This window comes from Citrobacter sp. JUb117, assembly GCF_024809055.1.
Lineage (GTDB): Bacteria > Pseudomonadota > Gammaproteobacteria > Enterobacterales > Enterobacteriaceae > Citrobacter > Citrobacter gillenii.
In genome coordinates this window covers 470,392-483,292 of sequence record NZ_JANUFB010000001.1, presented here as the reverse complement: position 1 = coordinate 483,292, position 12,901 = coordinate 470,392, and the positions used below count along the sequence as shown (strand labels likewise).

The following is a 12,901-nucleotide window of genomic DNA, read 5'->3' as shown; positions in this document are numbered from 1 at the left end:
CAATAAATCGTTAAAAACAAAGCGTTAATAGCCAACATCCACTTACCTGAAAATTAAAATTCACATTATTAATGAATACCACTCATAGCGCCTATCCTCCTGCTGACCATTATCTGCAAGCACAAACCCGTTAACATGGTCCTGTCTTTCAATATCCAGATGGTTCAGCATGCTTAACCTACAAGCACAAACACAGTCAGCGACGGCTAAAAAAACCGGTCTTACTTTTATCCTTATCCTTAGCGCCTTAATGGCCGTGACCTCCTTATCAACCGATATCTATCTGCCGGCAATGCCCATAATGGCAAAAGATTTACACGGCGATGCTGAGTTAACCATCACCGGTTTTCTCATGGGTTTTTGCATTGCACAACTGATTTGGGGACCGATTAGCGATCGTTATGGGCGGCGTCTGCCGCTATTCATTGGTTTGAGTTTATTCGTTATAGGTTCAGTCGGCTGCGCGTTATCAACGGATATTGTACACATTGTCTTCTGGAGTGTTTTTCAGGCGCTAGGTGCCTGTACCGGCCCGATGCTGGCGCGCGCAATGATCCGCGACCTGTTTAGCCGTACTCGCGCAGCACAAATGCTGTCGACCCTGATGATCATCATGGCTATCGCGCCGATTGCCGGTCCTCTGATTGGCGGGCAAATGATTAAGGTCACCTCGTGGCACACCATTTTCTGGCTACTGGCGATAATCGGTACATTCATGCTGCTGTCGTTATGCTGGCTACCGGAAACCCTGACGGAAGACAAACGTTCCCAGGCTTCCATCTCCAGCGCCTTTCATCATTATTCCGCATTACTGACCAACACCAGATATATGCGCTTTACGCTATGCCTGACGTTTTACTACATCGCGGCCTACGCCTTTATCACCGGTTCCCCATTTGTGTACATCACGTACTTCGGCGTTGATCCGCAGCATTATGGCTGGTTATTTGCCATCAACATTGTGGGACTGATGGCCGTGAGCATGGTCAACAGACGCCTGGTTTATCGCTACCCACTGGAGGCGTTACTTAAGATTGCTGTCTTCATCGCTACCGTTGCCGCCATCGTGCTGGCTGTTACAACGGGTCTGGGCGCGGGAGGGATCACCGTGATTGTCGGAGCCGTATTCGTGTTCTTCTCAATGAATGGCATCATCGCCGCGACGTCTACGGCATGTGCACTGGACGCCGCGCCGAATGTCGCCGGTTCCGCATCGGCGCTAATGGGCGCGTTGCAATACGGTAGCGGCATCATCTCCTCGCTGTTGCTGGCACTCTTTAGCGATGGCACACCTTGGACAATGAGCTGGGTCATTGCGGTATTTACGACAGCCAGCGCCGTTATGGCACTGAGCATTCAGGTAAAAAATCCGCAGTAGCACGAGATACTGCTATTCCCCCAGAGAATGGCAAAACACTTAGATTTACAGTGCTTTAAGAATTGTGGCTTCTATTTTCGCTGGGGTGGTGAACGGTGCAAAACGCTTGAGCGGTTTACCGTCACGTCCAATCAGGAACTTAGTGAAGTTCCACTTGATCCGCCCACCCAGCACGCCTGGCAATTCGTCTTTCAGGTAGCGAAATACCGGATGCGTTGCGCCGCCGTTGACCTCCACTTTCTCGAACATCGGGAAACTCACACCGTAGTTGATGTGGCAGGTCTGAGCGATTTCGTCGGCACCGCCGGGTTCCTGCTTACCAAATTGGTTGCAGGGAAACCCCAGCACCACCAGCCCCTGCGCAGCGTACTTCTTGTAAAGCGCCTCAAGACCTGCGTATTGTGGCGTAAAGCCACAATGGCTGGCAGTGTTAACGACCAGAACCAGCTTGCCAGCGTAGTCAGCCATAGAGATGAGCTGACCCTGCAGGCTGGTGGCAGTAAGTTGATGAAAAGTGGTCATGTCGGGATCCTCAGAGCAGACGTCGACATTGCCATGCAGCGGGTTGCTGCTGGGGTAATCGTCGCGGGTCGTGGCGAGGAGATCCGGCTCCCCATTGATTAACACCCTATTATACGAGCAATATCCGTTTCCTCATCATTCATTAGTTACGCCACTGCCATTTTGTTAATCTTCGTTACTGGTAATCAGAATGGATGTCAGGAAATGAGCGAGCAGATAAAGATAGATATTCCGCCACAGGATGGTCGTGGCTTTTGGGTTGCTAAAGGTCAAACGTTTAGTGTTATTGACCCTGAAGGACAGCAGGTTGCGGACTTGTGGGCAATGTCTATCAGCGCTGGTGAAATTGACTGGCTAAGCACATCTCAGACGCGAGATATAACAGAGCGATTATTCCCCGCACCGGGAGAGTCTTTTTACAGTGAAAAAGCCAACCCCTTACTCACATTAGTGCAGGATAACTCACCATGCCCACATGATATGCTGTTCCCGGCCTGCAACCCTGGACTTTACGAACGAGCAGGCCTGTATGATCACCCGAACTGTCGTGACAACATGCTGAGAGCACTGCAGGCGGCAGACATATCACTCCCCATCGTTCCCGATCCGGTCAATTTTTTCCAACGCTCAGAACCGCAGGCTAACGGTAAGCTTGAGGTATTGGCTTCGAACAATCCCCCCGGAGGAAATGTGCTATTACTCGCGGAAACAGATCTCTATGTGGTGGTTACTGCCTGTTCTGTTGATTTCCACCCGACCAATGGGGGCCACTGTACTGGTATCCAGATTATCGTTGGTTGAAATTCTGATAGATTAGGACTGGGCTATCACCGACTTCCAGGACGAGCACAGCAGGTGCAATAAGCCTTTCGGGGCACTTTTATTTGAGGTTAACGATGGAATTTATTCCTTATTTTTTATTTGCCGGAGCGCTGTTTCTTAATGCCGGCGTTCCAGGGCCCAGTATTGCTGCCCTTGTGTCACGGGTCATTACGAATGGCTGGCGAAATGTCATACCTTTCATCGCTGCAATGTGGATAGGTGAAGTGATCTGGCTCTCCATGGCTATGGCCGGGCTAACTACCCTCGCGCAAACATTCCAGTTCGGTTTTCATATTCTGAAATGGGTAAGCATCGCCTACCTTTGCTGGCTTGCGTTTAAAATGTGGCGCAAGCCTGTGAATGAGAAAACAGACGAACTTCCGCAACGGACATCTTCATGGTCAATGTTTAGCGCGGGTATGGCATTAACGTTGGGTAACCCCAAAATCATGGTGTTCTACCTGGCTCTTCTTCCGTCGTTTATCGATTTGTCAAAAGCCGGTGTAAGTGAATGGGCAATCCTTGCCAGCATTACGCTGGTGACATTGGCCGCGATCGATCTGAGCTGGACGTTCCTTGCACACAGAGCACGCGTTTTATTACGGACTCCTAAAGCGGTGAGATTTGCCAATCGTTTAGGCGCTGTTGCTATGGGTGGTGCCGCTGCGGCTATCGCTGCACGCAACTAATACCCTAAAAAGTCTGCTGGCCATTTGTCGGCAGATTTATTAAATCTGAGCGTCTGTTTCTGGCTCTGACCGGCCCTTGAGGCTGGCATTATCCGTAAAAAACCTTGTACCATTTTTAATGAAGGAGCTCGCATGCTAAAAGTCATCGCCGAAGATTTTATCAAACCTGAATGCGTCGACAACGTTCTCCCTTTATACCGCGAACTCATCGCGGCAACGAAGAAAGAGCCTCTGTGTATTGCTTATGATTTGTACCGGGATGAAAAGGATCTGGGGCATTTTATTTTCATTGAAGAGTGGCCTGACCGGGCAGCACTCGATGCACACTGTACCAGCGAGCATTTTACTCGGCTTGTTCCTTTGATTGATCAATACGCACGTAAAGCGGCGCAATATATCCTGATGGATGGTCGGGTGGAGCCGGAGAGATAAAGCCCGTTTCCGGCTCGAAGCCGACCGGCATTGTTCCATCAGATTAATGAATCCATCTAATAAAGCTTAGTGAATTACTCCATCTAATCAAATAAATCAGTTTGCGTTATGCTGTTACGGGACAACAGTTGAAGGATAACGTCATGCAAACAGTCACACTGAACAACGGTATTAACATGCCCCTGTTGGGCTTTGGTGTATTCCAGATGACGGATGCCGCCGAGTGCGAGCGGGCGGTGATTGACGCCATCGAAACGGGTTATCGCCTGATTGATACCGCTGCCTCTTACCTGAATGAAACTCAGGTCGGCAACGCGCTAAAACAAAGCGGTGTCGCCCGCGATGAGCTTTTTGTGACCACCAAATTGTGGTTACACGATACAAACTACGAAGGTGCGAAGGCCCAGTTCGAGCGGTCACTGAACCGACTACAGCTCGACTATGTTGACTTGTATTTGATTCACCAGCCTTACGGCGATGTCCACGGCGCATGGCGTGCCATGGAAGAGCTGCAACAGGCAGGTAAAATTCGTGCTATTGGCGTGAGCAACTTCCATCCCGACAGACTGGCCGATCTTATTGCCTTTAATAAGGTCACCCCGGCGGTGAATCAGATTGAAGTGAACCCTTTCAATCAGCAGCTGCATGCCGTGCCGTGGATGCAAAGTCGTGGCATTCAACCTGAAGCGTGGGCCCCGTTTGCCGAAGGGAAAAACGGTCTGTTCCAGCATCCTGAGTTAACAGCGATAGGCCAGAAATACGGCAAAAGCGTCGGTCAGGTTGTCCTGCGGTGGATCTTCCAGCGTGGCATCGTGTCACTGGCAAAATCGGTGCGTAAAGAACGTATGGAAGAGAATATCAACATCCTCGATTTTGAACTGAGCGCGGAAGACATGCTGCACATCACCGCGATCGACACCGCAACCAGCGCATTCTTTTCCCATCGCGACCCGGCCAGAGTGGAATGGTTGGCTGGCCGTAAGCTCGACGTCTAATCCGCGACACAAACAGAGGTTTACTGTCGCAAACACGTTATCTCGGTCAATCCTGGCTCGACGTGTTGGCGACAGGACTCGGTTTCATGGGGTTAAGCCACGGCTTACATGACTAACACGCTGAATCTGTTTGCCTGACACGTTAAATGCCGCAACCAGAACCGAATAAAACGAAAAAACCCAAGTCGCATAACGACTTGGGTTTCGTATTTGGCGGAAGCGTAGTCCGCCAAATTAATGTCCGAGAATGTCAGAAATTGTTTATTTTTACCATTAATAAACAATATGTTGTCTAAATACATTGTTCGAGGACGTCTTGCTACATCCGAAAAAATCTGACATTTTATGCAGTACCTTATGCATGGCGGGTTGTATGACAGGATTTAACATATGCCAAAGAAAGCCAAAGAACTCACCGGACTGGCTGTTGCCAAGCTAAAAACTGAAGGCTCTTATGCCGTCGGTGGCGTTGACGGCCTGTATCTTCGAAACAGAGGCCAGTCGCGTTCATGGGTGCTTTGCGTTGCTATGGGGGTAAGAGTAAATGCTCTAGGAAGAACCGTTCCGAGACGTTTAAACATGGGCCTAGGCCCCTACCCTGAAGTTTCATTAGCAGAAGCGCGTGACAAAGCTCGTGAGCTGCGTAAACAAATCCGTAATGGCATTGACCCCCTTGCAGAAAAACACGCCCATAAAGCGCATCAGGAACGTCTGGCGCACAAGAACAAATCCTTTGCTAGCTGTGCTGAAGACGTTATCGCAATTAAAACCAAAGAACTAAAGAACCAGAAACACATTGCCCAATGGCGGTCAACGCTGGAAACGTATGCTTATCCTGTTATTGGTCAAAAACCCATCACTGAGATTACAAAGACTGACCTATTAGCGATACTTGAACCAATCTGGTTAACAAAAAACGAAACTGCCAGTCGTCTTCGCGGTCGCATTGAAGCAATCATCGATTACGCAAAAGCGAAAGAATACTTTGAAGGTGATAACCCTGCAGCATGGAAAGGTATGCTTAAGCCCCTCCTGCCAATGCCAAGCAAAGTTCAGACCCAAAAACATCATGCTGCATTACCCTACAACGTGATCGGTTCATTCATGACCGAACTACGTAAACGAGCAGGCATTTCAGCGCGAGCACTTGAGTTTTCAATACTGACAGTTTCGCGCTCTGGTGAAGTCCGTGGCGCTGAGTGGTCAGAAATAGATCTGAAGAACAAAACTTGGACCATCCCTGCCAGCAGAATGAAAGCCAGTAAAGAGCACCGGGTTCCTCTGTCTGATTCTGCCATTGCCCTATTAAAGGATTTACCCCGCTTCAAAGACAATAATCTTGTATTCCCTGCCCCGCGTGGAGGACAGCTATCAGATATGTCATTGCTGGCTGTATTGAAACGAATGGGACATAGTGGTTTGACACAGCATGGCTTCCGTTCGACTTTTCGTGATTGGGCTGGTGAAACTACAGACCATCAACGTGAGGTAATTGAACATGCGCTGGCTCACCAGTTAGCAGATAAAGCTGAAGCAGCGTATCAGCGTGGGACGTTGTGGCCTAAGCGGGTGGCGTTGATGGATGAGTGGACGGGGTATTGTCTTGCCCATATTTAGCTGTTCTAATTGAAAACACCACACAGGACATCTGTGGCCATGGTTTCCACACACTGGCCCCAGTGCCCTAATTGAGTCTGAGTAATAGTCAGAAGACGCGGTAGAGTTTCAAATGAGCTGCAAGGAAAACAACAGCGCTCGCGCTGCTTATACCCATGAGCAGCGTCGCCTAATGCTTCACTGGTGGGCGGATTATCATGATCCCAACCGAAACTATATGGTCAGGCCATTTGAGTTTGCTCATAAAACATAACCTAACTTCTTATCAAAGCTGGTAAAGGCGTCAGAGTATCCCGTATACTATATTCATAAAATATATGCGGGATAATAAAATGAAAAACATTGACGTCATCCTTGGTAAAGACCATTTAGAAGATATTTCTTCTGCAAAACCAATTCCAGCAATTAAAGAGATAATATGGAATGCTTTTGATTCCAAATCGTTAATAGTTAAAGTTCTATTTCAGGAATGTCAGAACACAAATACCATTGACAAAATAATCATTCAGGATGAGGGAGAAGGCATTCCTCATAAGAATGTCTCATCTTCATTTGGCAGCCTTGGTGAGTCTTGGAAGAAGGATGCAAAAAGAAATGGGGATCGTTCTTTACATGGTCAGTTTGGTAAAGGACGTTTTAAGGCATTTTCTCTAGGAGAGATGGTCATATGGTCTACTTGTGTAGAAGATAATGGAAAATATTATAAATACTCCATTAAGGGGAATGCTAATAATATTAAACGCTTCGAAATCAGTGAGCCATCTGAAACAAATGATAAAACAAAAGGTACTCAGGTTGAGATCTTTAATTTAGTAAAACAAACATCCTCACTTGCAACAGATTCATCTAAAGAATCAATCACCAAAGAATATGCATTATATCTGACAGAATACCCTCATAAAAAGTTATTTTATGATAACGCATATATTACCCCTTCGGATGTGTGGCTTGACAAAAAAGAGTATAATCTCGGAGACGTTGAGATAGAATCTGTCCAAGAAAATGTATCTGTTTCAATAATAGAATGGAAATTTAAGACCCCTCGAGAAATTCATTACTGTGACGAAAATGGCTTTTCACTTTTCAATGAAAGCGCAGGAAAACTTGTTAGATCATATGGCGTAGATTTCACAGTATATATAAAGTCCTCATTTATTAAGAAGAAATTTGAAGAAAATGTCCTTTCGCTTGGAAGTTTAGAATCTGGCATTAAAGGGTTAAAAGATAAAGTCATTGAACTTTGTAAAAAACATTTTATCAACAAAGAATTCTTACAAAAAGCAAAAATAGTAGATGAGTGGAAAGAACAAAATATTTATCCGTATGAACGTTCTCCGTTACCCGGCAGTGTTGAAGAAGCTGAACAAAAGGTATTCAATATATTAGCTGTGAATGTCGAAAGCTATCTAACTTCTTTTAATAAATCTAATAACAGCATTAAAAAATTCACCTTTAAATTACTATCTCAGGCTTTAAAGGACAATCCAAATTCTGTTAGAAAAATTCTATCTGAAGTATTGGTCATGAGCTCAGACGATCAGGACTCAATGGCGAATTTATTAGAAAAGACGACTCTACCCAATATAATAAAAGCTTCACAAGTTGTTTCAGATAGATTAAATTTCTTAACTGGATTGGAACAACTATTGTTTGATGACAAAACAAAAAAGAAATTTTTAGAAAGAGATCAATTACACAAACTCCTAGAAAATGAAGCATGGCTCTTTAGGGAGGATTTCAATTTATCCCGTAGCGAAAATACTCTCAATCAAGTTCTACAATATCATGCTGATAAAATAGGTATCACTTATGATGCAGAACAGCCTGTTGTTAGAGAAGATGGAACCACAGGTAGGGTTGATTTGCTACTTAGCAAAGCACGTCAGCCAAGAGAAGGTGAGCTTGAACACTTAGTTGTTGAACTGAAAAGACCAACACAAAAAATAGATTTATCTGTTATAAATCAAGTTGAAAGTTATGCTTATGCTGTCAGTAATGACAGCAGGTTTGATAAACAGAATACAAAATGGATTTTCATTGCCGTATCTAACGATATAGCTCCTTTAGTTCAGGATAGAATTTCTCAAGATGATCGCCCTTACGGACAATTATATTCTAAAGGAAACGTTTCAATATGGATATATACTTGGGGTGAGTTAATAGGACAAGCGCGTTCCAGACTGATGTTTTTTAGTAATTTATTAGACATTGATATTAATCGTGACTCTGCCACAAATTATTTAAAAGAGACTTACGCTAAGTTCATTCCTACTGAAGTCAATGAACCAGAAGTTTAGATGTAAAAATAAAAGTTAGAAATACACAAATATTAGATTTTTAAATACGCTTATTACATATTAGAAAAGTGCCAAAAGGGCCTTTTTTCCCATTAAGTGTCCAACCCATTGGGTAGGACACTTATCCCCATACGTGAGGCAATCAGACACTTCGATGCAGTGAATATTCACAAGGAACACTTATTAAATATAATATTAAACATCTATTGTCAAATTTATTTCCCTGAAACTTTCAGGTTTATAAATAATTGTATAGCACAACTATGAACAACACACTACAACATAAAATGCACTGTCCATGGTGGTCCGTATGGTAGTATTCAACGCAACTCTTCGTCTTCACACACTGGCAATGAGTCAATAGCAGCAATTTTCTTTAGTTGAGCTAGATAATCCGAATTATTATCTACCAACCAATTTAATACAGAATAATTAGAAAGTAGTCTTTTTATATGTCCAATAATCACTGCCAACTTTAAATTATTTGTTCCATATATATTTTCGAGTTGTTTAGTCTCTATTTCCATAGCAGCCATTTCTCGTTCCATTCTGGCAAAATTTTTTGCTATGTCTTGTTGCTTTAGTTTCGAATCTTTCGGATTTATTAGCATATCATCAGGAGTGTAATGTAATAATGATAGAGCAAATTTACGACTAAAATTATTTATACTCATCATTGTGGATACCGCTTCCATCTGTCTTTCTGGTTTCATTTTACGTAAAATAGAGAATATGGTTTGAGGGACATGTTGATTTGCTAATAAAGCGGTAGTTTCAGGGCTAATCCCATCAAGTAATCTAAACTTTGCCCGGAGTGTATCTACTGATATATTCAGAGATTGACTAATTTTTTCTTCCGAAACACCAGCATCCACAGCCTGTAATATCATACGATACTCCTGAATAACTGGTAATCGATTGACATACTTGTTATAGCTGTAAGATTCTTCATCCTCAGAAATCAAACAAGGCACAGTGGTCAGCCCTATATCCTTTAATGCTTCAACTCTTAAGTGACCATCAAGTATTATTTTTTCTGACAAATTATTAATATAAATAACTACGGGTTCTATGATACCAACTATTTTCACCGTAGAAAGTATCTGAAGATATTTAACGCTTAATTTGACATTAATTGGCAGATCTTTTCCATATGTCAATTCGGAAACATTAATAATAAAACACTTATTACCGAAGTTAGGTTTATTCATTTTCAAGACCTCGTTCGGGGTCAACATTATCCAGAATAAATGCAGGGACAGAATTCAGGCTCTCAACAGATAGAAGTTCTGAAAACTCTCTATTCCTCAACAAATTAACCATTATCTCTTTAACAACCATTAGGCTGGATATTGTAAACTCAGATCTTGTATGAATAATTTTATGCCTTGTGACATTTTCTTGATAAAGTTCTTTTAACTCTTCAGAAGTAATCCGCTTCTTTTTTACCCCCTGAACAAAAGAATTATTATCACTTCCCTTACCTGATGTTTCTCTCTGAGATAAGATCCTTTTAATTGCACCTATCTGCTTTGAGTTAAGCTCACCAGAATTAAAGCCTTCTAAAAGAAGGTGCTGTATATCAACTCCTTTAGCTCTTGATATTTCTACCGCTATATATATCGGTATTCTGCCAGACTCAACAGCAGAAAGTAATTTATCTTCACCATTTTCTTTTAATGATACAATAGAAGATACCCAATTTTTAGAACGACCAATTTTATTAGCAATCTCTAACTCAGTAAAACCTTTATTCTTTAATTCTATTATGCTGTTGAGAAGCTCTGTCGAACGTGGTTTTCTTCGAGCAATATTTTCTGCAAGACTCATGATATGACCATCTTCATGATCAACTGACTTTACTATTGCTGGGATTTGTTTTTCACCTAGTATTTCATAAGCCTCAATCCGCCCTTGCCCACAAATCAAATCGTACACATACGTCTTACAGGTTGAGTCAGATAACCTAACCGTAATAGGTTTTTTTAGCCCTATGTTTTTTATACTTTCAACAAGTTCATCGTGAATAGATTTGCTTCTTGAACGTGGATTAACAATCCTGATCTCTGAGATATCTATAAGAATTATTTCTTCATATTCATTCATCAGTGAATTCCTTTTAAAAAACATCGCGTTTAAGGATTTGCAAAAAAGGTATCAAGTCATCATATCGATAAAACTCTAACTGGTAAGGATTTAACTCTTCAAAAACAAACTGATTATCTAATAACTCTATTGAAGGGAATATATAGTAATCTTTCGTGTTAACATTTTGACTATCAAGTCTAACAACGATACAAATATCATAGCTAAACTTACGCTCAAACCGGATTCTCCATCTCTTTCTCGAGTTATTCATGAAACAACGGGAGATAACTACTGACATTTTAACTTCATCATTAATACTAAATAATTTAGACTCCGCATCATAATCAACATAAGAACCTTGTTCTGTAATATCAGAAATTAGGTTATCAACTAAGCTATGATACTTTTCTCTTAACAAGGAGTTAATCCGTAAATAGTCATAATCATGTTTTGGTTTATAGTCAATTAATTTATAAGCTTGTAAAAGACCGCCAAAACGTTTCCTATAAACTGATGAGGATGGTGTATCATCATCTTCATCTATAATTATGCCGGATAGTTTCCCTTTTGTTTTAAAAAGCTCGGAAAGTTTACCAAGTAAATCATCATTACTAAGATGTATACTTCTATTACTAATAACAGTCTGCGCGTGTAAAAATAACTCAGGAGAAATAATAGCTTCAAAAGCATTTTCACATCTTATCCATTCATGCTGTGGGTTGTGGATAAGACGCTGCTTTAAACGAGAAGATGTTCGGTTATAGACATTATGACCAATATACTTTTCGTTAGTTAAAATCTCGTGGATCTTTCCTCTGGTCCATTTAGTGCCATGCTCTGCAGTAATCCCTCTTCTATTCAACTCAGAGGCAATAATCCTCTCTGGCTTAGAGTTATTCACGAATTGATCGTATATCCATTTAACTGTTATGATTTCATCTTCCGGCCCTAATACTAAAATTATTCGATCAGTTTGGATGCTTTTCCACTCTCTATATTTAAGCATCCCTTTATGTTTATGGTTTTCATCTATCAACATTCTTCGTAAACCATATCCAGCAGGCCCACCTTGGTGATATCCACGACTAGCCAGATTAGCTTGACCAAGAAAGACTTTTTGTGATAAATCCCGACTTAAAGAAGAAGCTTTTTTTCTATCTATGAATAATTGAAAATCAGCATAATCACTATTCCCTTCAATGATAGGGTTTGCACAATATATAATACCAACACCATGTATTTGAAGTTGATGGGTATAATATCCAAATTGATCTATACTCTGAAATCGCCCAAAACGGCTTATGTCATAAACTAAAACTGCTTTAATATTTATTTTCCCTTCAACCACATCATCTATTAACTGTTGAAATGCCTGTCTTCTGTTTGCCGTAACCCCACTTTTTCCAGAGTCATCATATGTATGAATGATATTCATCTTATGTTCTGACGCAAATTTACTTATGAATTGAGATTGATTGAATATTGAATATTGCTGATGATCTGTAGACATTCTCAAATATTGAGCAACATTGACTTCATCCATAATATCCACCTCACCTCGATGAAAAAGATTATGGTTTCATGGAAAAGCCAAACTTCAAAAACCCTCCTCCATAATCCTTTAGCGAAAAATCACCTAAGCTAAACTACACCATAAAGCACAGAGATTTTCTTGAGCACGATCTCAAAAACGAACACTATTTGAACAATCATCTCTGTCATTCTAAATACCCAACTGTCACTGAATGAGAAAAAAACCTTCATTATCATTATATTATGTTTTGAGTCATTACTCCTGTAGATCTACCATATCCTCAAGAAATCTTGTCCCTCTCAATTCAACCTGATTCACCTATTTTAGCCAAAGAGAGTCTTCTTCCGATACCAGACACTGTTTCTTGCTTGTAAAGCATTCAGTGAACAACCTACGCCACTGACAGCAACTCAATTGAGTTGAACATATTCACCAGCACTTAATCAAAACCATTTTTGTATAGGTTTCACCCTGAGATGTTATCGTTGCACCTGAAACAGTGTTATTTGAATTGATTATTCCATTAA

11 protein-coding genes and 1 pseudogene are annotated in these 12,901 nt (G+C 41.8%); 8 read left to right on the top strand and 4 right to left on the bottom strand.

The genetic code is table 11. The features are described from left to right. The first annotated feature begins 169 nt into the window (after window positions 1-169). Window positions 170-1,378: a multidrug effflux MFS transporter gene (locus M2374_RS02275; protein ID WP_181688293.1), complete on the top strand. Its 1,209-nt coding sequence runs from the start codon at window positions 170-172 to the stop codon at window positions 1,376-1,378. Between the two features lie 45 nt (window positions 1,379-1,423). On the opposite strand, the gene M2374_RS02270 is transcribed toward M2374_RS02275, so the two are convergent. Beyond that, window positions 1,424-1,900 (bottom strand): glutathione peroxidase, encoded by a 477-nt coding sequence (locus M2374_RS02270; RefSeq protein ID WP_181688294.1) that lies wholly within the window; start codon window positions 1,898-1,900, stop codon window positions 1,424-1,426. Window positions 1,901-2,104: 204 nt separating this feature from the next. Between M2374_RS02270 and M2374_RS02265 the strand changes: the two genes are divergently transcribed. From M2374_RS02265 to M2374_RS02235, 7 genes and pseudogenes are all read left to right on the top strand, one after another. Beyond that, window positions 2,105-2,701 (top strand): urea carboxylase-associated family protein, encoded by a 597-nt coding sequence (locus M2374_RS02265; RefSeq protein ID WP_117341739.1) that lies wholly within the window; start codon window positions 2,105-2,107, stop codon window positions 2,699-2,701. A gap of 95 nt (window positions 2,702-2,796) precedes the next feature. After that, window positions 2,797-3,411: a LysE family translocator gene (locus M2374_RS02260; protein ID WP_137362678.1), complete on the top strand. Its 615-nt coding sequence runs from the start codon at window positions 2,797-2,799 to the stop codon at window positions 3,409-3,411. Between the two features lie 132 nt (window positions 3,412-3,543). Beyond that, the gene (locus tag M2374_RS02255; protein WP_181688295.1) at window positions 3,544-3,843 is read left to right on the top strand and encodes a putative quinol monooxygenase; all 300 of its coding nucleotides are present in this window, start codon (window positions 3,544-3,546) and stop codon (window positions 3,841-3,843) included. A gap of 143 nt (window positions 3,844-3,986) precedes the next feature. After that, window positions 3,987-4,838 (top strand): aldo/keto reductase, encoded by an 852-nt coding sequence (locus M2374_RS02250; RefSeq protein WP_096757627.1) that lies wholly within the window; start codon window positions 3,987-3,989, stop codon window positions 4,836-4,838. A 390-nt stretch (window positions 4,839-5,228) separates the two neighbouring features. Continuing rightward, complete coding sequence (locus M2374_RS02245; RefSeq protein ID WP_137362680.1) at window positions 5,229-6,455, top strand: site-specific integrase; 1,227 nt, start codon at window positions 5,229-5,231, stop codon at window positions 6,453-6,455. Between the two features lie 14 nt (window positions 6,456-6,469). Then, window positions 6,470-6,708: pseudogene (locus M2374_RS02240) on the top strand (hypothetical protein); the annotation flags it as partial. A gap of 79 nt (window positions 6,709-6,787) precedes the next feature. Further along, complete coding sequence (locus tag M2374_RS02235; RefSeq protein ID WP_259153702.1) at window positions 6,788-8,752, top strand: ATP-binding protein; 1,965 nt, start codon at window positions 6,788-6,790, stop codon at window positions 8,750-8,752. Between the two features lie 320 nt (window positions 8,753-9,072). Here the strand turns inward: M2374_RS02235 and M2374_RS02230 are convergent, their stop codons facing one another. The 3 genes from M2374_RS02230 to M2374_RS02220 are packed head-to-tail and all read right to left on the bottom strand — an operon-like array spanning window position 9,073 to window position 12,383. Then, complete coding sequence (locus M2374_RS02230; protein WP_137362682.1) at window positions 9,073-9,963, bottom strand: plasmid partitioning protein RepB C-terminal domain-containing protein; 891 nt, start codon at window positions 9,961-9,963, stop codon at window positions 9,073-9,075. Next, window positions 9,956-10,858 carry a ParB/RepB/Spo0J family partition protein gene (locus tag M2374_RS02225; protein WP_259153696.1) on the bottom strand — a complete coding sequence of 301 codons (903 nt, stop codon included), beginning with the start codon at window positions 10,856-10,858 and terminating at the stop codon, window positions 9,956-9,958. The genes M2374_RS02230 and M2374_RS02225 overlap by 8 nt, the downstream gene beginning before the upstream one ends. Window positions 10,859-10,871: 13 nt before the next feature. Further along, the gene (locus M2374_RS02220) at window positions 10,872-12,383 is read right to left on the bottom strand and encodes a recombinase family protein (RefSeq protein ID WP_259153694.1); all 1,512 of its coding nucleotides are present in this window, start codon (window positions 12,381-12,383) and stop codon (window positions 10,872-10,874) included. Window positions 12,384-12,901: the final 518 nt, after the last annotated feature.

What these genes read in the sequence shown, in the direction of transcription:
- M2374_RS02270 (WP_181688294.1), bottom strand. Translation starts at nt 1,900, where the DNA reads ATGACCACTTTTCATCAACTTACTGCCACCAGCCTGCAGGGTCAGCTC.
- M2374_RS02255 (WP_181688295.1), top strand. Translation starts at nt 3,544, where the DNA reads ATGCTAAAAGTCATCGCCGAAGATTTTATCAAACCTGAATGCGTCGAC.
- M2374_RS02265 (WP_117341739.1), top strand. Translation starts at nt 2,105, where the DNA reads ATGAGCGAGCAGATAAAGATAGATATTCCGCCACAGGATGGTCGTGGC.
- M2374_RS02225 (WP_259153696.1), bottom strand. Translation starts at nt 10,858, where the DNA reads ATGAATGAATATGAAGAAATAATTCTTATAGATATCTCAGAGATCAGG.
- M2374_RS02230 (WP_137362682.1), bottom strand. Translation starts at nt 9,963, where the DNA reads ATGAATAAACCTAACTTCGGTAATAAGTGTTTTATTATTAATGTTTCC.
- M2374_RS02275 (WP_181688293.1), top strand. Translation starts at nt 170, where the DNA reads ATGCTTAACCTACAAGCACAAACACAGTCAGCGACGGCTAAAAAAACC.
- M2374_RS02260 (WP_137362678.1), top strand. Translation starts at nt 2,797, where the DNA reads ATGGAATTTATTCCTTATTTTTTATTTGCCGGAGCGCTGTTTCTTAAT.
- M2374_RS02245 (WP_137362680.1), top strand. Translation starts at nt 5,229, where the DNA reads ATGCCAAAGAAAGCCAAAGAACTCACCGGACTGGCTGTTGCCAAGCTA.
- M2374_RS02250 (WP_096757627.1), top strand. Translation starts at nt 3,987, where the DNA reads ATGCAAACAGTCACACTGAACAACGGTATTAACATGCCCCTGTTGGGC.
- M2374_RS02235 (WP_259153702.1), top strand. Translation starts at nt 6,788, where the DNA reads ATGAAAAACATTGACGTCATCCTTGGTAAAGACCATTTAGAAGATATT.
- M2374_RS02220 (WP_259153694.1), bottom strand. Translation starts at nt 12,383, where the DNA reads ATGGATGAAGTCAATGTTGCTCAATATTTGAGAATGTCTACAGATCAT.